The following is a 20,028-nucleotide window of genomic DNA, read 5'->3' on the forward strand; positions in this document are numbered from 1 at the left end:
AGAATCGCCGCGTGGAAGCAGCCCTCTTCGTCGTCGGGATCGTTGCTGTCGTCGTCGCCGTCTCGGGGGTGTCTGGACGCCTCGGCACCTCGGCCCCCCTGTTGCTGACGCTGGTCGGCATCGTCATCGGCTACCTGCCCGGCTTCCCCGTCATCGAGATCGACCGCGAGATCGTGCTGCTCGGGCTGCTGCCCCCGCTGCTGTACGCGGCCGCGATCCGGACGTCTCTGATCGACCTGCGCGCCAACCTCAAGTCGATCGCGATGCTCTCGGTCGCGCTCGTCGTGGTGACCGCGGCGGCTGTCGGCGTCCTGCTCTGGCAGTTGCTGGGCATCCCGCTGCCGCTCGCGTTGGCCTTCGGTGGGGTCGTCGCTCCCCCGGACGCCGTCGCCGCGACCGCGGTCGCCAAAGGCATCGGCTTGCCGCGCCGGATCGTGACACTGCTGGAAGGCGAGTCGCTCTTCAACGACGCCACCGCCCTCGTCATCGTGAAGCTCGGGCTCGTCGGACTCGGCGCGGCCGTGACCGCCGGCGACGTCGGGGTCCAGTTCCTGTGGTCGGCCGGCGGCGGGATCGCGATCGGCCTGGTGGCGATGTGGGTGATCCGGCGAGTGCGGGGCATGATCCAGTCGTCGGTCAGCGATGTCGCCGTCTCGTTCATCTGCCCCTGGATCGCCTACCTGCCCGCCGAAGCCGTCCACGCGTCCGGCGTGCTGGCAGTCGTGACGGCCGGCGTCCTGCTGGGCCACAAGGCGCACTCGTTCCAGTCCGCTCGCTCGCGGCTGGCCGAGCGCATCAATTGGACGACGATCCAGTTCATCCTCGAGAACGGCGTGTTCCTGCTGATCGGCCTGCAGGCGCACGGCATCGTCGAACGCGTGCAGGACGAAGGCATCGGGCTCGCCGTCGTGGTCGGCGTGGGCGCCGCGCTCCTGGCGACCGTGATCGCTGTCCGGCTGGCGTTCATGTACCTCACGATCCCGCTGTGGCGCGGATCGTTCCCGTGGAGCGAGGCGGCCCGCGCGGCCACCGTCACCGGCTGGGCGGGGATGCGCGGCGTGGTCACCTTGGCGGCCGCCCTGTCGATTCCCGAGGACGCCCCCGCGCGCGACCTGCTGGTGCTCCTGGCCCTCGTGGTCGTGGCCGGGACGCTACTGCTGCAGGGGTACTCGCTGCCCTGGGTGGCCCGCCGGATGGACATCCGCGGCGAAGACCCCCGCGAAGAGGCACTGCAGCGGGCGACCGTGATCGAGAGGGCGGTCGCGGCCGGCGATCACGCGCTCGACGCGCTCGAGGTGGCTGGCGTCCCGACCGAGGTCGTCGGCGCGTTGCGCAGCGTCGGCGAGCGCCGGCGCCACGCGGCGTGGGAGCGGCTCGGCACCACCGCCGATGTCGAAAGCCCCACGGACGCCTACCGGCGCCTCCGCATGGCGATGCTGGAGGCCGAGCGGGGCAAGCTGCTCAAGATCCGCGACACGGGCAACGTCTCCAGCGAAGTGCTGGACGAGGCGCTCGGGGACGCCGACCTCGAGGAGTCCATGCTGACGACGCTCCACCAGCGGCAGATCGCGGCCCGCGGCGTCCTACGGACCCCCGAGCGCAACCGGGGCGACTGTGAGCACCTCCGGGACGCCGACGACGGCCGTTCAGTCGTCCCGCTGACGCCCGAGGGCTGCGCCGAGTGCCTCGCCGACGGGAAGACCAACTGGGTCGCCCTGCGGATCTGTCTCGACTGCGGGCACGTCGGCTGCTGCGACTCCTCCCCCGACCGCCACGCCACCGGGCACTACGAGCAGACAGGGCACCCTGTCATGCGCTCGTTCGAGCCCGGCGAGGAGTGGCGCTGGTGCTACGTGGACGCGCTGCCCGGTTAGCGCGCCGGGGTGCTGACGCGGCCGTCCGGGTAGCGGGCGAAGCGCCCCGTCCCGTGCGGCTGGACCGGGGCGTCCGACGCATGCGGCCACCGGCCGAACCTGCCCGCGTTGTAGTCGGCGAAGGCGGCCCGTAGGCCGTCCTTGGACGCCGCCACAAACGGCCCCTGCTGGTAGACCGGCTCGCCGATCGGACGCCCCTGCAGCACGAGCAACCGGGCGCCGGCCGAGCCGGCCGTGACCTCGAGCGGGGTCGCGGCGTCCACGACGGCACCCCGGCCGGCCAGCGTCTCGCCGTCGACGGTGAGCGTGCCCTCGTAGGGGTACAGCACGCGGATGGTGTCGGGACCGGCCGACACCGGCAGCGTCAGGACCGCGTCCGGGTCGAGGGTCGCGTGCCAGATGGCCAGGTCGGACTCGGGTCTCGCCGCCCAGGACGCCGTCGGCGGCGCCGGAGGCGTGGCCTCCCCGAAGCGGCCCGCGACGAGCTTGACCCGGCTAAGGCGGCCGGCGGCGTCCGAGGTCTCGACGATCGGCAACTGGTCGGCCCAGAACATCGAGAAGTCGGCCGGGGCGTCCTTCGTGGCGAGCGGCAGGTTGAGCCAGATCTGGAACAAGTGCAGCGGGTTCGGCCCGTCGGCCCTGGTCAGCGGGAACATCTCGGCGTGCGCGACCCCCGAGCCCGCCGTCAGCCACTGAGCGTCCCCGGCGCCGTAGCGGGCCACCGCGCCGGCCGAGTCGGTGTGGTCGACGAGCCCCTCCTCGACCAGGGTCACCGTCTCGAATCCGCGGTGCGGGTGCTGAGGGAAGCCCGGGACCACGTCGCCGTGGTACATGTTCCAGCCCTCGCGTCCGGCGAAGTCCATGCCGAGGTCGCGGCCCCTAAGCAACGCGCGCGGCGGGCCCTGGGTCTGGCCGTCGGCCGCCGGATAGGCGTCCAGGTGATGGGCGACGAACAGGAACGGGTCGACCGTCGGCCACTGGGGTGCGGCAATGTCGAAGGCCTGGATCAGGCGGCTCACGGAATGCCCTTTCCTTTAACGTTCAAGCATCTCGTGGAACGGCCCGGGGAGGCCGAATATTCCGCACGCTCCTCGGCGTGCGTCCAGGGCGCCATGGTGGCCCGCATCCGCCCGGACGGCCGGATCCCGAGTTCGGCCCACAGGGTGTTCGACAGGGCCCGGTAGTGGCGAAGCGCCTCGGACGTGTTGCCCTCGGCCAGGTGCGCGCGCAGGATCAACTCGTGCGCAGTCTCGCGCATCGGGGCCTGCGATACGACGACCAGGGCCAGCCGCAGCGCCGGACCCACCGCCCCGCCGTCGAGGAGCCGCTGAGCGACCGCCTCGACCGTGCGCAGCCACAGCTGGCGCACCAGTTCCCGGTTCTCGTCGACGAAGTCGTCGTCGAAGTCGGGCAGCAGATCGGCGTCCACCTGCAATCCCTGCAGCATCGCGGCGTCCAGCGGATCACCGGCCTCGACACGCGTTGACAGTGAGGTCAGGTCCGCGAGATCGACCCGGACGCCGGCGTCCAGGCCCAGAAGATCGGACGACGACCCGAGCAGGCCGGGCGCCACCTTGCGCAGCCGCCACAGGCACGAGCGCAGGTTGCCCTGGGCCCGCTCGTCGTCGACGTCAGGCCACAGCGTCAGAGCCACCCGGTGGCGACGCAACGCCTGCCCCGAGATCGCCAGCAGCGCCACCAGGCGCCAGGTCGACTCCGGTAGAGCCACCACAGTCCCCCGCCTGGTGACCTCGAAGTCCCCCAACACTTTGACCTCGTACAGCGGCCCCGCCCGAGGGCGGCGTGAGCCGACGACCGGGCTGGGTCGAACGGGAATCGCCATGTCCACCACCTGTCAGCCGTTCATGTCTCGTGTCCCTCGCGTCACGGGGCCGTCACCGGTCCGCCACGCGGTCCCCCCTCGACCGGACAACGCCAAAGACCGCGGTCCCCCTGATCCGCCACCCCCTGACCAGGCCCAATCTAAGGGCGTTCGAGAACCTGACGGAAGGCGATTTATACGACTTTGCGCAACGGTCCGGTGACGACGGCCGACTTCTCTGTGCCCATGGCCGGCTACGGGGCGATCAGGGACGCGATGGAGTCCCTCGCTGCCCTGCTGCGCGCCCACATCACCAACTCCGGGGAGGCCGGGCTCGCCGGCGTCCCGGTGCGGGTGAACTCGCCGCGCGAGGTGGAACTCGCCAACGTGTCCAGCGCCGTCGCGGTCTGGCTGCACCGCGTCGACGTCGCGGCGGACCTGCTCAACGCCACGCCGCCCCGCCCCTCGTCCGACCGCGAGTCGCACCGGCCGCTGCCGGTCGAGCTGGCGGTCAGCGTGGTCCCGATCAACGGTGAGGCGGCCGTCGCCAACCTGCTGTTGGGGCGCGTCCTCCAGGTGCTGTCCGACCACCGCCGACTCACCGGCGCCCAACTGGCCGGGACGCTGGCGTCCTCGGGAACGGTGCTGACCCTCGGGCTCGACCTGCACGGTGCCTACGAGCTGAACCTGCTGTGGTCGGGGCAGCAGACCAACGCGCGTCCGTCGGTCGGGCTGCGGGTCGCCGGCGTCGTCATCGACAGCCACCTGGACGACCTGGCCTCCGCCCCCGTCCTGGACGCCACCATCCCCCTCGCGCAGATCGTTGGGGCCACCGCATGACACAACTCGTCGTCACCGACACAGGCACCTTCCGGGTCGTCCCGGCCGAGCCGTGGCACACCGGCGCCCTGGCGCTGGTCCCGCTCGCCGACGAGTGGACCGGACGCCCCCCGCCCGTGGCGTCCGCCCGCTCACTGTCCGCCGGAGTGGGTGCGCACGTCACCCGCGGGACCCTCGTCCTCACCGGCCTGCCGGAGCGCGCCTGGCCCCACCTGTCCACCACCGACCAGTTCGTCGACGTCGTCCTGACCCGGCCCGGACGCGCCGAGCAGCACGCCCGGATCAGGATTCCGGCCGCCTCAGCGCTCCCCTACCGGGCGGCGCCCCTGCCGGTCTCGTCGACCACCATCGCCCTGGCCGGCCGCGTGACCGCGTCCGCCTTCCCGCACGGTCCGGTCGTGGGCGCCTCGATCACGCTGTCCGGGACGCCGACGGCCCCGGTCGTCGCCGTCGGCGTCCCGCTGGCGTCCGCCCATCCCGCGGGAACCACCGTGCGGCTGCGCCCGCTGCCCGCGGTCCCGACCACGAGCCTGACGGAGGCCGCCCGAGCCGGCGACGCCACCGTGACGCTGGCGTCCACCGCCGGGATCGGCGCCGGAACCGTCCTGCGGCTGGCGACCGGAGAGCACACCATCGTGGACGCCGTCACCGGCACCCTGGCCCTGCTGCGGCGCCCGCTGCGCACCTCACCCGCCGACGGCTCGGCGGTCGCGATCGTCACGCCCGGCGCGCCGGGCGCCGCCACCACCCTGACCCGGGACGCCCTGGCCGGGGACGCCGTCTGGCCCGTCGCCGCCGCGCTCGCGGGGGCGTCCGTCGAGGTCGTGGACGGCGCCGCCACCGAGTACCGCACCCTCGGCCTGACCACCGACCCGGACGGCCGCTGGCGCCAGCCCGGCGTCCGCGGCGTCGCCGCCCTTCGCCTCACCGTCTCGGCCGCCGGGTTCCTCACCGACGGCCCCACCGAGCACCCGCTCGCGCCCACCAACCCGTTCGTCATCGACGTCGCCCTACGGACCTGACCCGAGAAAGGAGCCGCCATGCCCGAGTACCTCGCCCCCGGCGTGTTCGTGGAGGAGGTTTCCTCCGGGCCGCCGCCCATCGCCGGCGTCGGCACCACCACGACCGGCATGATCGGGCTGACCAGGCGCGGCCCGACCGCCGGCCCCCCGACCCTGGTCACTAACTATTCCGAGTTCGTTCGCGCCTTCGGCGGCCCGTTCGACTTCGGCAGCGTCTACGCCGACCAGTCCGACCTGCCGTACGCGGTGAAGGGCTTCTTCGGCAACGGCGGACGCCGCCTCTACGTCAGCCGGGTGGCCCCGGCGACGGCGTCCGTGACGAAGGCCACCCTGGCGGGCGGCGTCGTCACCCGGCTGCGCCGCGACGCCCTGGTCGGGGCCACGGTCCTGGCCCTGGGCACCGTCCGCGGGCTGCGGGTGGGCAGCAAGGTGCGGCTGGTCCAGGTCAAGGACGGCATCACCACGACCAGCGCCGATCTCCCCCTCACCGCGGTCAACCTGGCGACCTCCGAGGTGACGGTGGCCGCGCTGACCGTGGCGTTCGCGTCCGGCTACACCATGGTGCTCACCGACGTCGGGACGCTGGCGGGAGGAGTGCCGTCCGCCCTGGCTGATCCGGGAGCGGCCAAGCCGGGGTCCTTCGGCCTGATCGCCACCAGCAAGGGCACGTGGGGACGCGACCTGCGGGCGTCCGTCGCTTACCGCTCCGCGGGCCGTGGCGTCGTCAAGCACGCCCTGATCGCCGGCGGCAACACCGTCGTCCCGGTGACCACGACCGCGGGCTTCTACGTCGGAGCGTGGGTCGAGGTGACATTCGGTCCGGCGTCCGCCCAGCGGGTCTACCGGAAGGTCACCGCGATCGCCGGCGGCTCGCTGGTGCTGGACGGCGCCAACATCGCCGCCGGCGCCTGGAACCCCGTCGTACCGCTGACCGAGACCGCGATCTCGACGTGCGAGTTCGACCTGACACTCGCCTACAGCGACCCAGTCGAAGGCACGACGGTCACCGAGCGGTTCCCGGGGCTGACCCTGGCGAACATCCCGGGCCGGTACTACGTGACCGCGCTCTCGGCGTCCACGCTGGCCACCGTGGACCCGGGCGTCGCCGCACCCGCCGACGACCCGTTCCGGTTCCCGGCCCCCGCAGACGGCCTCGCGGACGCCCTGGCCGGCGGCAGCGACGGGACGGTGGCCGCGACGGACGCCGAGTACATCGGCACCGACGGCGGACCCAACCTCAAGACCGGCCTGCTGGCCCTCGAGGACGTCGACGAGGTCGCCCTGCTGGCGGCCCCGGGCGTCACGACGGTGGCCGTCCAGGGGGCGCTCATCGAGCAGGCCACCCGGCTCATGGATCGGTTCGCCGTCCTCGACCCGCCGCACGGGAGCTCCAACACCCCGGCGACGCTCGACGCGATGCAGACACACGCGGCCAACTTCGACACCCGGTACGCCGCGATCTACTACCCCCGGGTGGTGGTGACCGACCCGTTGTCGGGCGGCTCACGCGTGGTGGCACCCTCGGGGCACGTCCTCGGCGTCTACGCCCGCGTCGACAACACCCGTGGCGTCCACAAGGCGCCCGCGAACGAGGTGCTGCTGGGCATCACCGACCTCGAGACGTTCGTCTCCAACGGCGCCCAGGAGATCCTCAACCCGCGCGGCATCAACGTGCTCCGAGACCTGCGCGCCCAACGCCGCGGGCTCCGGATCTACGGCGCCCGCTGCCTGACCAGCGAGGCCGACTGGGTCTACGTCAACGTCCGGCGGCTGTTCATCTTCGTCGAGGAGTCGCTGCAGGAGGGCTGCCAGTGGGTGGTCTTCGAGCCCAACGACCAGCGGCTGTGGCAGCGGGTCAAGGACTCGATCTCGATCTTCCTGACCGGCGTCTGGCGCGACGGCGCCCTGATGGGCGCCAAGCAGCAGGAGGCGTTCTTCGTGAACTGCGACCGCTCGACCATGGACGACGACGACATCCTCAACGGACGCCTCGTCGCCGAGATCGGCATCGCGCCGGTGCGACCGGCCGAGTTCGTGATCTTGCGCATCGGTCAATGGCTGGGCGGCTCGTCCGTCCAGGAACTGTGAGAGGAGGGCGTCCCCCATGCCAACCGGAGATCGCGTCGACCCGTTCCGGGGCTTCAACTTCCGCGTGGAGATCACGGGCACCTCTGATGTGGTGGCCGCCTTCCGCGAAGTGACCGGCCTGACGACCAACATCGACATCGCGGAGTACCGCGACGGCAACAGCCGCGACCTGCACCCGAAGAAGCTGTTCGGGCTGCGCAAGTACTCCAACATCGTTCTCAAGCGCGGCATCACCACCAACACCGAGCTGTGGACCTGGTACCGCCAGCTCGTCAACGGGATCGCCGACCGGCGCAACGGGGCGATCGTCCTACTGGACGAGGAGCACAACGACACGGTGCGCTGGAACTTCTACGAGGCCTGGCCGTGCAAGCTCGACTGGCCCGCCTTCAACGCCACCACCAACGAGGTGGCGGTGGAGACCCTCGAGCTGGCCGTCGAGAAGATCGAGCTGGTCTGATGGACGGCCGCGCGCCGGGTGCGTACATCGAGTTCGTCGAGCCACCGCCGGCCCTCGCCCCGACGCGGGTCGACGTCGTCGCTCTGGTCTGCGTGACCGAGCGCGGCCCGGTGGACGCCCCGACGCGCGTCGGCTCCTGGCGCGCCTTCGCCGAGACGTTCGGCGAGTTCGTGCCCAACGGCCTGGGCGCCTACGCGGCCAAGGCCTACTTCGACGGGGGAGGCGGCCCGGCCTGGGTGGTGCGGGCGGCGGCGCCCGTCCGGACCACCACGACCACCGGCATCCAGCCGGCCGACCGGGCGTCCAGTGTGGTGGCCGCGCTGGACGGCCTGGTCGTCGGCGCCGTCGCCACTCTCTCCCAGCCCGGCATCGCGCGCGACTACCTGGTGACGGCCGTGGACGCCGGCACCGGACGGGTCACCTGGGACCGTCCCCTGCACCCCGACCTCAACCTCGCGCTGACCCTCGACGTCGCGACCGGCGCCTCGGCCGCCGCCGTGGGCCTGACGGCCGGCGGCCTGCCGGCGATCACGGTGACGGCGTCCTCGCCGGGTGCCTGGGGCGACCAACTGGAGGTCGTCAGCGGCCCCGGACGCCGGGTGGCCACCGCGACCAGGCCCGGGCAGCCCAGCGGGTCGCTGGTGACCGCCGTCCAGGACGCCTCCGGCTTCCGGGTCGGGGACGCCTGCCGGATCACCCAGGACGCCGGCGGCGGGCCGGTCGGGGTGGACGCCGTCGTGGCGGCCGTGGACGCCGCCCAGCGACTCCTCAGCTGGACGGCCCCGCTCCCCGGGACCCTCGTGCTGACCAGCCCGTTCACCATCGAGGCCGCAACGTTCGCCCTCGCCGTGCTGCGCCGCGGGGCGGTCGTGGAGACCTGGCCCGACCTGTCGTCCGAGCCCAGCCACCCGGCCTTCGCCGAGGCCGCGCTCACGGCGTCCCGCTTCGTGCGCTGCACGGTCGCCGCCCCGCGGCAGCCGGACGCCACCCGCGCGCGGCTCGCCGGCGGACGCGACGGCACGGCCGCCCTCACCACCGCCGACCTGATCGGCGACGAACTGGCCGACGTGGCCCGCGGGCTCGCCACGCTGGTCGAGGTCGAGGAGCCGGGCGTGATCGCGATCCCCGACCTGGTGGCCGCCCCCACCCCGGCGCGGGTCATCGATCCCCCGCCGCCGGTCGACCCCTGCGACCCCTGCGGCACCCCGGACGCCGCCGCCCTCGCGCCCCTGGAGGCGACCCTGATCGAGGCGGGCGCGTCCTTCGGCGACGAGGACGTCGTGGCCGCACAGCGGGCCCTGATCGAGCACTGCGAGCGCAACACCGAGCGGATCGCCCTGCTCGACCCGCCGCACACCGCCACCACCCTCGCCGCCCTGCGCGGCTGGGCGGCCCGCCACTCCTCCTCCTACGCGGTCACGACGGCGCCCTGGGTCACCGTCGTCGAGCCCGCCAACAGCGCGGCCGTGCGGGCGATCCCGGCGTCCGGGCACCTGGCCGGGCTGATCGCGGCGTGCGACGCGGCGTTCGGGCCCTGGCTCTCCCCGGCCAACCGGACGCTGCCGTGGGCGCACGGCGTGACCCTCCCCCTGGACGCCGCCGCGCACGCCGTCGCCAACGACGACGGCATCAACGTCGTCCGCGCGCTGCCCGGCCGCGGCCTGGTCCCGCTGGGCTCCCGGACCCTGTCGGCCGACGCGCAGTGGCGGTTCGTGTCGGTGCGGCGGGCGATGATCTTCCTGCGTCGCACGCTCCGGCTCTACCTGGCCTGGGTGCCGTTCGAGCCCAACGACGCGGCGCTGGCGTCCCTGGTCTCCCAAGCGATCGCAGGCCTGCTGACCGACGTCTGGGAGGCCGGCGGGCTGGCCGGCGCCACCCCGGACGAGGCGTTCGCGCTGGCCGTGGACCAGTCGGCGGCGGCGTCCGGACGGCTGGTGATCCTGGTCGGCGTCGCGCTGGCGCGCCCCGCCGAGTTCGTGCTGGCCCGCGTCACGCGCACCGGCAATCGGCTCGAGATCGCCGAGTTGCCGACACTCGTCCCGGCGGGGGGTGCGTGATGGCCCTGCTCGGCGCCTTCAACTTCTCGATCAAGCTGATCGAGACCGCCAAGCCCGTCTCGGCCATGGTCGGCGCGTTCTCGCCACCGGTCGAGGGCGGCTTCAGCGAGTGCACCGGGCTCGAGGCGTCCCTGGCCGTCGACGAATACCGCGAGGGCGGCCGCAACGACGCCGTGCTGCGCTTCCCCGGACGCATCACCCACCCGAACCTGCGGCTGCGCCGCGGCCTGGTCACCGAGGACCTGTGGCGCTGGCACGAGCAGTTCATCCTCGGCCGCGGCAAGCGCCGCGACGGCGTGATCGAGCTGCTGGACGAGACCGGCAACGCGGTCCGGACCTGGCGGTTCCGGCGCGGGCTGCCCGTCCGGTGGGCCGGACCAGCCTTCAACGCGAACACCTCGACGCTGGCCGTCGAGGAGGTCGAGATCGCCCACGAGGGCCTGTTCACCCAGGCGGGCGGGGCGGTCGGAGAGTTCCTGAACACCGTCGCCTCCGTGTTCGGGGGGTCGTGATGGACGTCCACATCGGCACCTTCGACGCCGAGGTCCGTGCGGTCGACGACCGGACCTTGGTCAGCCCCGAGGTCGTCGACGTCATCGCCCGTGAGGTGCTGCGCCGGCTCGAGTCCCGGCAGTCCAGCGAGGCAGCCCGTCGCGCCGACGCGACCGTGTGGAACTCGGTGCGGGAGGACGCGCGATGACCGTCCTGGCCAAGGCCACCTTCGTCCGGCTGCCGACCCCGGACGCCTCGTCCGGCGGCCCGTCCCTGCGCGTCCAGTTCAACCCGACCGAGCTGAACTTCAGCAAGGCCGCCCAGGTCGCCGAGATCGGCATCCCGGGCCTGGACACCCCGCTCCTGCAGTACGTGCGCGGGCAGGCCGAGACCCTCACCCTTGAGCTGTTCTTCGACTCCACCGAGGACGGCACGACCGGCTCGTCGGTGAAGGCCGTCACCGAGCAGACCGACAAGTTCTACGCCCTGATCAAGGCCGAGCAGGCCACCCACGCACCGCCGGTGCTGCTGTTCCTGTGGGGCGGGACATCGTTCCCAGGCAAGCGGCGCGACAACGGCTTCCGCTGCGTCGTGACATCGGTGCGGCAGCAGTTCACGCTGTTCTCCCCCGACGGCAAGCCGCTGCGCGCCAAGCTCACGGTCGAGCTCAAGGAGTACAAGCCGCTCACCCTGCATCTGGCCGAGTTGGGCTTCCAGTCGGCCGACCACACCAAGGCGTGCGTCGTCCGGGAGTCCGACACGATCACCTCGATCGCCTACCGCGAGTACGCGGACGACCGCTCGTGGCGGCTGATCGCGGACGCCAACGGCGTCACCGACCCGCTGTCGCTGGCCCCCGGACGCATCCTGAGGATCCCGAAGGGGGCCGGCCGATGACCGCCGTGATCCCCCTCAACCGCACCGGGCAGGCGTTCTACGTGCCGGCGTTCGAGCTCAAGGTCAACGGACGCCCCGCCGGCCGAGAGACCGTGCGCGACCTCACCGAGGTCGTCTACGAGGACTCGCTGGACGCCATCGACTCGTTCACGCTGAGCTTCAACAACTGGGACACCGACCACCTGCGGCCGACGTTCGTGGGCGAGGGCGCGGACGAGGCGCGCTGGGCCGACGTGCAGCCCGGCAACGGCGTCGAGTTGCGGATGGGCTACAGCGGCGACCTGCGGCTGATGACCACGGGGTATTTCACCGCGCTGGAGGTCGAGTTCCCCGAGAGCGGTGCCACCTTGGCGACGGTGCGCGGGCTCAACATCCTCGACCGGTTCCGCGACACCCAGTACACGTGGTCGTGGCCGTCCGGGAACGAGGCCCCCAAGAAGGACTCCGAGATCGCCGAAGACTTCGGCCAGCCCCCGGGCTCCCCCGCCGGCCACCCCGGCCTGGCCGGGATCACCCGCGTCGTCACCAACGCCGCCGCCAAGGGCCGCGAGCAGCCCCAGGACCACGTGTTCATGAACAACGCCTACCCGATCGTCTTCCTGATGAGCCTGGCCCGGCGCAACGGCTACGAGGTGGTCTACCAGCTCGTCGACGATCAGCCCCAGCTGTACTTCGGGCCCTCCGACCAACTGCGCGACGTCACCTACCTGCTGGAGTGGGGCAAGACGCTGACCCGCCTGAAGGCCACCATCTCGACGTCCCGCCAGGTCAAGAAGATGACCGTGCTGGGCTGGAACCGCACCACCAAGCAGGCCGTCTCGGGCTCGAAGACCATCGACGAGGTGGACGTCCCGGACACCGTGCGGGCCCTGGCGCGGGCCACCGGGCGCGAGGAGGTCGTCACCGACCACGTGGTCTCGACCGAGGCGCAGGCGCAGCAGAAGGCCGCCGACCTGCTGACCCACAACGCGTCCCGGCTGATCGAGGTCGAGGGGACGGTGGTCGGGCTGCCCGACCTGCGCGCCGGACGCAACGTCCAGCTCGGACGCGTCGGCCCGCACCTGTCCGGCACGTACCTCGTGACCTGGACCAAGCACACGATCAACGACTCGGGATACCGCACCCAGTTCAAGGCCCGCATGGAGGGCAGGCAGGCGGGGACGACATGACCAGCACCCCCACCCACACCGCCGGACGCCTCGACGGCCTAGTCCTCGGCCAAGTCATCGACGTGGACGACCCCGAGGGCCAGGGCCGGGTCCGCGTCCGGCTGGCCTGGCTCGGCGACGACACCCCCTCGAACTGGGCCCCGATCGCGGCCCCGATGGCCGGCAACGACCGCGGCTGCTGGTTCATCCCCGAGGTCGGCGACGAGTGCGTCGTGGGCTTCGACCGCGGCGACCCCTCGCACCCGATCGTGCTGGGCTTCCTCTGGAACGGGGTGGACGCCGCCCCGTCCACGGCGGTCCGGGAGCGGATGATCCGGTCGCTGAACGGCCACACGATCCGGTTCATCGACTCGACGCCGACCTCCGGGGGCAACGCGGGCGCGCTGGCCATCGAGGACGCGTCCGGCAACTCGATCGTGCTGGCCAACGGCAAGGTCACGATCCACTCGGTCGGCGTCCTCGAGCTGGACGCCGCGACGATCGTGCTCACCAGCAACGGCGTCCGACGCGTCGTCACTCCCAACGCGAATCCGGTCTGAGGAGGGCGGACATGGTCAACATCGATATCCCGGTCAGCCCCGCGCTGCAGACCGCGCTGGAGCCCCTGTCGTGCTCGGTCATCGAGCTGCCGCACGCCACCCCGCTGAAGGTCGAGCTGCCGTTCGGCGGCTCGATGAACGCCTTTGTCGACATGAGCAAGGGCATCCCCAACGACTGCTCGATGAACTTCAACCTGCTATTGCAGATGGCGCCGCTGCTCGCCGCCCTCGACTGCCCGATGAAGATCCTCAAGCTGCTCAAGCCGCTGATCGACATCATCAAGGCGGTGCCCAGCCTCGACCCGATCAAGATCGGCGAAGCCATGCCGGAGTTCCTCGACGCGGCGCTCGACGTGAGCGCCTGCTTCGTGGCGTTCGCGAAGGTGCCGCTGATGGTGATGGACATCCTGCGGCTGATCCGGTCGGTGCTGAACTGCCTGCTCGGCCAGCTGGAGACCCTGCGCAACCTGATGAACGGGTTGGCCCTGCGCTTCGGCGAGGCCGAGGGCAACCCCGACCTGCTCGCCACCCTCGACTGCGCGCAGAAGAACGCGAACGCGCAGGCGGCGGCGCTGACGTCGTCCATCGACCCGATCGCCGGCATCCTCGCCCTGGTCACGACCATCGCCGGCATCGCCGGGATGCAGCTCGACATCAAACTCGAGACCGGCGGCGCCCCGCCCGAGTCGACCGAGGCGCTGGACGCCGTCATCACGGTCCTTCGGTCGGCCGTGGACGCCATCGACGCGATCGTGGGGAGTTGAGATGGCCGACAACCGCAGCTTCCTCGGCACCGGGATCGCGTTCCCGGTGCGGGTAGGACCGCACGGCGGACTGAGCCTCAGCTCGGCGGAGCAGTCGATCACCGAGGCCATCTGGCTGGTGCTCTCGACGGCCCCGGGCGAGCGGGTCATGAACCCCGAGTTCGGCTGCGGCATCAACACGCTCGTGTTCGCGCCGAACTCGGCCGCGACCCACGCCGAGGTGGCCCACCACGTCCACGAGGCGCTGCTGCGCTTCGAGCCGCGGATCGAGGTGCTCGACGTGCGGGTCACCAGCGCGGGAGACCTCGACAACGTGCTGTTGATCTCCATCGACTACCGGGTGCGCGACAACAACACGCTGAACAACCTGGTGTACCCGTTCTACGTCACCGAGGGCTTCGGCCGGACGGGGGCCTGACCATGCCGCTAGTAGCACCCAACCTCGACGACCGGCGCTACGACGACCTGGTCGCCCAGGCCCGCTCGCTGATCCCCCGCTACCTGCCCGAGTGGACCAACCACAACGACGCCGACCCCGGCATCACGCTGCTGCAGCTGTTCGCCTGGTTCACCGACCTGCTGGTCTACCGGGTCAACCAGACCCCCGAGCTGAGCTTCGTCAAGTTCCTGCAGCTGCTCGGCATCCAGACCGCGCCCGCGACGCCAGCGTCCGTCGACCTCACCTTCACGACCGCCAAGCCCACGGTCGACGTCGTGGTGCCGACCGGGACGCAGGCGTCCGGACCGGGCGCCGACGGCAAGCCCGTGGTCTTCGAGCTGGCCGAGGGGTTCACGGCGATCGCGGCCCCGCTGACCGCCCTGCAGACCTTCGACGGCTTCGCCTACCGCGACGTGACGACGGCCAACGCCACGGCCAGCCAGCTGTTCGAGCCGCTGGGCGCCTACCCCAAGCCGGGGGCGTCCCTGCTGCTGGGCCTCGGCACCGCCGCCGTCTGCACGGCCAACCCGATCACGCTGATGGCGTACGTGGCCGCCGGACGCGGGCGTCCGGTCGCCCAGTGCGGCGCGGCCAAGGTGCCACCGCCGGCGACGTTCGCCTACGAGTACTTCGACGGCGTCGGCTGGCAGCCGCTCGGCGTCGAGCGCGACGAGACGGCCGCGTTCACCGCGTCCGGACGCCTCGTGCTGTTCGGCCCGGGCGTCAAGGCCGCGAAGGCCACGCTGGGGCAGGTCGGGACGCCGCTGTACTGGCTGCGCGTCCGGATGCTGACCGGCGCCTACGAGCGCGGCCCGCAGCTGGACCGCCTTGCGATCAACACGGTGCCGGCGACGGCCGCCGTAACGGTCCGCGACGAGGTGCTCGGCGGCTCGAACGGCCTCGCCAACCAGGGGCCGTTCACGCTCTCCAAGACGCCGGTCGTCCCCCTCGATCGGCCCCTGACGGTCCGCAACGCCGACGGCTCGGTGGTCACCGTGACCGGCCTGCGGCTGGAGGTCGACGAGGGCAGCGGCTGGCGGGTCTGGCAGCAGACCGATGACCTCGGCGTCCACGGCCCGGACGACCTCGTCTACACCCTCGACCCGGCCACCGGCGAGGTGCGCTTCGGCGACGGACGCCGCGGCGCCATCCCGACCGCGAACCCGGCCGCCCCCATGACCAACATCGTCGCCCGCAGCTGGCGGGCCGGCGGCGGGGGCCGCACCAACCTCGGCGCGGCCACCGTCACCACCCTGGTCACCGCGGTGCCCGGGCTGGGCAAGGTGACCAACGCGCTGGCGTCCGCCGGTGGAGCCGACGGCGAAACCGTGGACGCCGCCAAGCTGCGCGCCCCCGCCGAGCTCAAGGCCAAGGGCCGCGCGGTGACCGCCGACGACTTCGAGCTGCTCGCCCGGACCGCGCCCGCGAACGTCGCCCGAGCCTGCGCGCTGCCGCTGGTGCACCCGTCGTTCCCCGGCATCGAGGTGCCCGGCGCCGTGACCGTGCTGGTCGTGCCGAACGCGCCCGGGGCGTCCCCGACGCCGGTGCCGTCGACGCTGGCCGCCGTCTGCGCCTGGCTGGACGCCCACCGCCTGATCACCACCGAGGTGTTCGCGACGGCGACGCGCTACCGCGACGTCCGCGTGGTCGCCGACCTGGTCATCGCCCCGGACGCCGACCTGGCCACGGTGCGCCGGGGCGTCGCCGACGCCCTGACCGGGTGGCTGCACCCGCTCACCGGCGGTCCGACCGGGCAGGGCTGGCCGTTCGGCGGGACCGTGTTCTCGTCCGACCTGTTCCGGGTGGTGCTGACGGTGCCCGGCGTGCAGCGAATCCGCGACAACCAGCTGACCGTCGAGCTCGACGAGGAACGGCAGCCCTACTGCCGCGACGTCGAGCTGGACCGCGGCGACCTGATCCGGCCGCTCGACCCCGCCCTGACGGTGGCCTACGCATGACCGCCGAGCCGTTCTTCCTCCTCGCGCGCCGGCCCGGCTGGCGGGCCGAGCCGCTGCTGGTGGTCGACACCGAGGTGGCCGACGGCGTCCTGCGGCTGACGCGTCCGGCGCCGCGCTCGATCTTCGACTGCCCGCCGGTCCTCTCGCTGGACCTGCCCGGCTGCTGCCGCGTCGTCCTGGACGCCGACGGTCGCGTGGTCCTGCTGGCCGGGACCGGGCAGATCCTGGCGACGGCGTCCGACCCGGCGTGGCGTCCGACCGGTCTCGTCGCGCTGTCCGGCGGCTGCGTCGGCGTCGTGGACGCCGCGCGCGTCGTCCACGTCCTGGCGCCCAAGCTGGCGTTCGACCGCGACCTCGACGACGTGCCCTGCCCCGACCCCGGCCCGATCGTCAACCCAGTTGTCGGCACGTTCGCGACCGTCGCCCTCGACTCCGGCCTGCCGGGCACCCGCTGGCACCGGATCGGGCTGTCGGGGGTCGTCCCGCAGGGCTTCCAGGTCGAGGTGGCCACGCTCACCACGGACGCCGACCTGACGGCGGCCGAACTGGCCTTGGGGGGGTCCGGCTGGGTGAGCGCCGGCGTCCTCGGCGAGCTGGGGACGCCGCGCGACGAGGCGTCCGGAACGGCCGCCCAGCCGGGCGCCTGGGACACCCTCGTGATGTCGGCCCCGGGCCGTTACCTCTGGCTGCGGCTGGTGCTGCGCGGCGACGGCACCCGGACGCCCGAGCTCACCGAGGCGGCCGTCCACCTGCCGCGCAACACCTCGCTGCGCTACCTGCCGACGATCTTCGCGGCCGGCGAGTCCGACTTCCTGGAGCGGTTCCTGGCCCTCACCGACACCGTCCGCGACTCGGTAACGCTGCTGCTTGACCGGCTGCCGAACGAGCTCGACCCGCGCTCGGCGGACGCCGACGACCGTCGCGACTTCCTCGGCTGGCTGGGCGGCTGGGTCGGCATGGACGACATCACGGCCCTCCCCGTGACCCGGCAGCGCCGGCTGATCGCCGCCGCCGCCGACCTCTATCGGCGCCGGGGCACCCCGGACGGCGTCGCCCGGCATGCGGGCCTGTGGCTTGGCCGCCGGACGAACGTGTTGGAGCACTTCAAGCTGCGCCGCTGGGCGGTCGCCAACCAGGCGCGGCTGGGGGACGCCAGCGTCCTGTTCGGGCCCGAGGTGGTGCGCCGGCTCAAGGTCGGCGAGTTCTCCTCGATCGGCCAGTTCGCCCTGGTCGGCGTGCCGTCGCCGCGCACCGACCCGTTCCGGGTCTTCGCCCACACCTTCACGCTGTTCGTCTACGCGTGTGACGGCGACGACCCGGACGCCCTCGCCGCCTCCGCCGCCCGGATCGCCCGGGCGGTCTCGCCGGGGCACGTCGCCCCGGTCGTCGCGGTGGTCCGCGCGGACGCGACCCTCGGCGTCCGGTCGCGGATCGGCCTGGACGCCGTCATCGCCGGCCCGCCCCCGCCCGGGCACCTGGGCGACCGCCTCGGACTCGCACTCGCCGCCGACCCTCGGGCGGCCGGCGCCTCAACCATCGGCAACGACGCCCGGGTCGGCACCCGGGCGAGGATCGGGTGAAAGGGAAACGTGACCATGGCCATGAACACCTGCGACGAGTGCGGCAGCCCCCAGTTGGCCCGCAACACCTGGTTCACGGGGAAGCTGCTCACCGAGCGCGACCTGACCGACGAGCAGCGCTACCTGCTGGGCAAGCTGAGCCGGCACAACGCCTACCTGCACGGCTACGGCATCGCCTGCGGGCTGGAGGTCGGGCAGCATCCGAACCCCGCCTGCCGCAGCGAGCTGGTCGTGGTGTCCCCCGGCCTGGCGATCGACTGCTGCGGCCACGAGATCCTGCTCACCCACGACGAGGTGGTGCCGCTGGCCGGGCTCGTCGAGCAGGCCTGGCGGGACGCCCACGGCGACGAGCCGCTGACCGGCGCCCACCGCGTCCAGCTGTGCGTCGCCTACCGCGAGTGCCTCACCGAGGACACCGACTCCCTCATCGACCCGTGCGACGACACCGCGTGCCGGCCGAACCGGATCCTCGACTCGTACGCGTTCGGCGTCCGCCTGGACGCCCCTCTGCCCGCGCCGCCACAGCCCGCGTCGCTGTCCTGGGCGTCCACGGTCGGCGTCGCCGGGGCGACCCGGTTCGCCCTGGACGCCGCCGGCGACCGCCTGTACGTGCTGTCCGGCAGCACGCTGATGGTGTTCGCGGCGTCCGTGGGCTCGGTGCTCGGCGTCCAGGCGCTGCTGGGCGCGGGCCTCGACCTCGCCGTGTCCGCGGCCGGCGACCGGGTGTTCGTGGCGCAGGCGGCAGGCGAGGCGGTGCTGGTGCTCGACCCCACCGACCTGAGCACGCCGGTCGTGGCGCTCAAGGTACCGACGGCGCCGACCGCGTCCGTGCGACTGGCAGCGCTGCCCGGCGGCGGGATCGTCGCGCTCGACGTCGCCGGGGCGGTGGCCTACGGCTGGGACGCCAGCGCCGAGGCCGGCGCGGACTCGTCCACGTCGCTCACCTCGACCGTGACCGTCGGGGCCGACCCGCACGCGCTGGCCACGTTGGCCGACGGCTCGGGCTGGGTCGCCTTCTGCCCGGACGGCAACGCGCACCTGATCAAGGCCGGCGCCTCGACCGCGGCCGTGGTGGCCGTCGGCGGCGACGTGGTCGCGGCGGCGTCCGTGGCGGCGTCCGGGGGCGAGCAGCGGCTGCTGGCCGTGCGGGCCGACTCGACGGCCGGGCTGCTCACCGCCGACCTCGGCGCCGAGACGCTCACCGCGGTCGGTTTCGCGGCGTCCGGCCTGGACGCCCCCACTGCGGTCGCGGTCAGCTCCGACGGCGCCTGGGCGGCCGTCGCGGGCGCCGACTCGACCGGGCAGGGCACGGTCCGCGTGCTCGACGTGGCCGGGATGAACGTCGCGGCCGTCACCGCGGGGCCACCGCTGCCCGTGGGCACCGGGGCGCTCGGACCGGTCGCCCTGGACGAAGGCCGCAGCCGGGTGCTGGTGGGCGACGCGGGGGCGTCCGGGAAGCCGGAGACGGCCGGGGTGGCCGTGCTCGACGCGTCCGTGCACCCGTGCGGGCTGGGCTCGGGCGCCTGCCCGAGTTGTGAAGACGACTGCCTGGTGTTGGCCACGATCGAGGGGTGGGAAGTCGGCGACGACTGCACCGACGAGACGCTGACGCCGGTGGGACGCCGCGACCTGCCGAGCGTGTCCGAGCTCGCGGACGCCGTCGCCTGCCTGTTGAAGCGTCCGACGGGCGGCACCGGGACGAAGGGGCCCGCCGGGCCGACCGGCGCCACCGGCCCCCAGGGGCCCAAGGGCGACCCCGGGGATCAGGGCGAGCCCGGGCTGCCCGGCGAGGATGGCGCCATCGGACCCAAGGGCGACCCCGGTCCCAAGGGCGACCCCGGACCCAAGGGCGACCCCGGACCCAAGGGCGACCCCGGACCCAAGGGCGACCCCGGACCCAAGGGCGACCCCGGACCCAAGGGCGACCCCGGACCCAAGGGCGACCCCGGACCCAAGGGCGACCCCGGACCCAAGGGCGACCCCGGACCCAAGGGCGACCCCGGACCCAAGGGCGACCCCGGACCCAA

Annotated in this window: 17 protein-coding genes and 1 pseudogene; 16 read left to right on the forward strand and 2 right to left on the reverse strand. The window is 73.0% G+C overall.

Going from position 1 to position 20,028, the window contains the following annotated elements; genetic code table 11:
* Nucleotides 1-11: 11 nt before the first annotated feature.
* Nucleotides 12-1,874 (forward strand): Na+/H+ antiporter, encoded by a 1,863-nt coding sequence (locus FN821_RS12415; RefSeq protein ID WP_131171676.1) that lies wholly within the window; start codon nucleotides 12-14, stop codon nucleotides 1,872-1,874.
* On the opposite strand, the gene FN821_RS12420 is transcribed toward FN821_RS12415, so the two are convergent.
* Both FN821_RS12420 and FN821_RS12425 read right to left on the reverse strand, forming a co-directional pair.
* Nucleotides 1,871-2,893, reverse strand: a complete 1,023-nt coding sequence (locus FN821_RS12420; RefSeq protein ID WP_131171675.1) for a pirin family protein — start codon at nucleotides 2,891-2,893, stop codon at nucleotides 1,871-1,873. The genes FN821_RS12415 and FN821_RS12420 overlap by 4 nt on opposite strands.
* A complete protein-coding gene (locus FN821_RS12425; RefSeq protein WP_131171674.1) occupies nucleotides 2,890-3,717 on the reverse strand; it encodes an AfsR/SARP family transcriptional regulator in 828 nt (275 codons plus the stop codon). Before FN821_RS12425 ends, FN821_RS12420 begins: the two co-directional genes overlap by 4 nt.
* A gap of 198 nt (nucleotides 3,718-3,915) precedes the next feature.
* Here FN821_RS12425 and FN821_RS12430 point away from each other — a divergent pair, with 198 nt between their 5' ends.
* From FN821_RS12430 to FN821_RS14930, 15 genes and pseudogenes are all read left to right on the forward strand, one after another.
* Complete coding sequence (locus FN821_RS12430; RefSeq protein WP_131171673.1) at nucleotides 3,916-4,536, forward strand: Pvc16 family protein; 621 nt, start codon at nucleotides 3,916-3,918, stop codon at nucleotides 4,534-4,536.
* The gene (locus tag FN821_RS12435; protein ID WP_131171672.1) at nucleotides 4,533-5,558 is read left to right on the forward strand and encodes a carboxypeptidase-like regulatory domain-containing protein; all 1,026 of its coding nucleotides are present in this window, start codon (nucleotides 4,533-4,535) and stop codon (nucleotides 5,556-5,558) included. The genes FN821_RS12430 and FN821_RS12435 overlap by 4 nt, the downstream gene beginning before the upstream one ends.
* Before the next feature lie 18 nt (nucleotides 5,559-5,576).
* Complete coding sequence (locus FN821_RS12440; RefSeq protein ID WP_131171671.1) at nucleotides 5,577-7,646, forward strand: phage tail sheath C-terminal domain-containing protein; 2,070 nt, start codon at nucleotides 5,577-5,579, stop codon at nucleotides 7,644-7,646.
* Nucleotides 7,647-7,662: 16 nt separating this feature from the next.
* On the forward strand, nucleotides 7,663-8,106 hold the full coding sequence (locus FN821_RS12445) for a phage tail protein (RefSeq protein WP_131171670.1): 444 nt from the start codon (nucleotides 7,663-7,665) through the stop codon (nucleotides 8,104-8,106).
* The gene (locus FN821_RS12450) at nucleotides 8,106-10,163 is read left to right on the forward strand and encodes a phage tail sheath C-terminal domain-containing protein (protein WP_131171669.1); all 2,058 of its coding nucleotides are present in this window, start codon (nucleotides 8,106-8,108) and stop codon (nucleotides 10,161-10,163) included. The genes FN821_RS12445 and FN821_RS12450 overlap by 1 nt, the downstream gene beginning before the upstream one ends.
* A complete protein-coding gene (locus tag FN821_RS12455; RefSeq protein WP_206662017.1) occupies nucleotides 10,163-10,675 on the forward strand; it encodes a phage tail protein in 513 nt (170 codons plus the stop codon). The genes FN821_RS12450 and FN821_RS12455 overlap by 1 nt, the downstream gene beginning before the upstream one ends.
* Nucleotides 10,675-10,863, forward strand: a complete 189-nt coding sequence (locus FN821_RS12460; protein ID WP_131171667.1) for a hypothetical protein — start codon at nucleotides 10,675-10,677, stop codon at nucleotides 10,861-10,863. The genes FN821_RS12455 and FN821_RS12460 overlap by 1 nt, the downstream gene beginning before the upstream one ends.
* Nucleotides 10,860-11,552 carry a CIS tube protein gene (locus FN821_RS12465; protein ID WP_131171666.1) on the forward strand — a complete coding sequence of 231 codons (693 nt, stop codon included), beginning with the start codon at nucleotides 10,860-10,862 and terminating at the stop codon, nucleotides 11,550-11,552. The genes FN821_RS12460 and FN821_RS12465 overlap by 4 nt, the downstream gene beginning before the upstream one ends.
* The gene (locus tag FN821_RS12470) at nucleotides 11,549-12,721 is read left to right on the forward strand and encodes a phage late control D family protein (RefSeq protein ID WP_131171665.1); all 1,173 of its coding nucleotides are present in this window, start codon (nucleotides 11,549-11,551) and stop codon (nucleotides 12,719-12,721) included. Before FN821_RS12465 ends, FN821_RS12470 begins: the two co-directional genes overlap by 4 nt.
* On the forward strand, nucleotides 12,718-13,260 hold the full coding sequence (locus tag FN821_RS12475; RefSeq protein WP_131171664.1) for a phage baseplate assembly protein V: 543 nt from the start codon (nucleotides 12,718-12,720) through the stop codon (nucleotides 13,258-13,260). The genes FN821_RS12470 and FN821_RS12475 overlap by 4 nt, the downstream gene beginning before the upstream one ends.
* A gap of 11 nt (nucleotides 13,261-13,271) precedes the next feature.
* A complete protein-coding gene (locus FN821_RS12480; RefSeq protein WP_131171663.1) occupies nucleotides 13,272-14,024 on the forward strand; it encodes a hypothetical protein in 753 nt (250 codons plus the stop codon).
* A 1-nt stretch (nucleotide 14,025) separates the two neighbouring features.
* Nucleotides 14,026-14,442 carry a GPW/gp25 family protein gene (locus tag FN821_RS12485; protein ID WP_131171662.1) on the forward strand — a complete coding sequence of 139 codons (417 nt, stop codon included), beginning with the start codon at nucleotides 14,026-14,028 and terminating at the stop codon, nucleotides 14,440-14,442.
* Between the two features lie 2 nt (nucleotides 14,443-14,444).
* Entirely contained in the window at nucleotides 14,445-16,421 is a 1,977-nt protein-coding gene (locus FN821_RS12490) for a putative baseplate assembly protein (protein ID WP_131171661.1), read from the forward strand.
* Complete coding sequence (locus FN821_RS12495; RefSeq protein ID WP_131171660.1) at nucleotides 16,418-18,001, forward strand: phage tail protein; 1,584 nt, start codon at nucleotides 16,418-16,420, stop codon at nucleotides 17,999-18,001. The genes FN821_RS12490 and FN821_RS12495 overlap by 4 nt, the downstream gene beginning before the upstream one ends.
* Before the next feature lie 21 nt (nucleotides 18,002-18,022).
* A pseudogene (locus FN821_RS14930) lies at nucleotides 18,023-20,028 on the forward strand (collagen-like protein); the annotation flags it as partial.

Source organism: Propioniciclava tarda, assembly GCF_900182665.1.
Classification (GTDB): domain Bacteria; phylum Actinomycetota; class Actinomycetes; order Propionibacteriales; family Propionibacteriaceae; genus Propioniciclava; species Propioniciclava tarda.

Coding starts and splice junctions, on each gene's coding strand:
- FN821_RS12470 (WP_131171665.1), top strand. CDS start 11,549: ATGACCGCCGTGATCCCCCTCAACCGCACCGGGCAGGCGTTCTACGTG.
- FN821_RS12495 (WP_131171660.1), top strand. CDS start 16,418: ATGACCGCCGAGCCGTTCTTCCTCCTCGCGCGCCGGCCCGGCTGGCGG.
- FN821_RS12460 (WP_131171667.1), top strand. CDS start 10,675: ATGGACGTCCACATCGGCACCTTCGACGCCGAGGTCCGTGCGGTCGAC.
- FN821_RS12490 (WP_131171661.1), top strand. CDS start 14,445: ATGCCGCTAGTAGCACCCAACCTCGACGACCGGCGCTACGACGACCTG.
- FN821_RS12485 (WP_131171662.1), top strand. CDS start 14,026: ATGGCCGACAACCGCAGCTTCCTCGGCACCGGGATCGCGTTCCCGGTG.
- FN821_RS12435 (WP_131171672.1), top strand. CDS start 4,533: ATGACACAACTCGTCGTCACCGACACAGGCACCTTCCGGGTCGTCCCG.
- FN821_RS12445 (WP_131171670.1), top strand. CDS start 7,663: ATGCCAACCGGAGATCGCGTCGACCCGTTCCGGGGCTTCAACTTCCGC.
- FN821_RS12465 (WP_131171666.1), top strand. CDS start 10,860: ATGACCGTCCTGGCCAAGGCCACCTTCGTCCGGCTGCCGACCCCGGAC.
- FN821_RS12455 (WP_206662017.1), top strand. CDS start 10,163: ATGGCCCTGCTCGGCGCCTTCAACTTCTCGATCAAGCTGATCGAGACC.
- FN821_RS12425 (WP_131171674.1), bottom strand. CDS start 3,717: ATGGCGATTCCCGTTCGACCCAGCCCGGTCGTCGGCTCACGCCGCCCT.
- FN821_RS12475 (WP_131171664.1), top strand. CDS start 12,718: ATGACCAGCACCCCCACCCACACCGCCGGACGCCTCGACGGCCTAGTC.
- FN821_RS12440 (WP_131171671.1), top strand. CDS start 5,577: ATGCCCGAGTACCTCGCCCCCGGCGTGTTCGTGGAGGAGGTTTCCTCC.
- FN821_RS12480 (WP_131171663.1), top strand. CDS start 13,272: ATGGTCAACATCGATATCCCGGTCAGCCCCGCGCTGCAGACCGCGCTG.
- FN821_RS12450 (WP_131171669.1), top strand. CDS start 8,106: ATGGACGGCCGCGCGCCGGGTGCGTACATCGAGTTCGTCGAGCCACCG.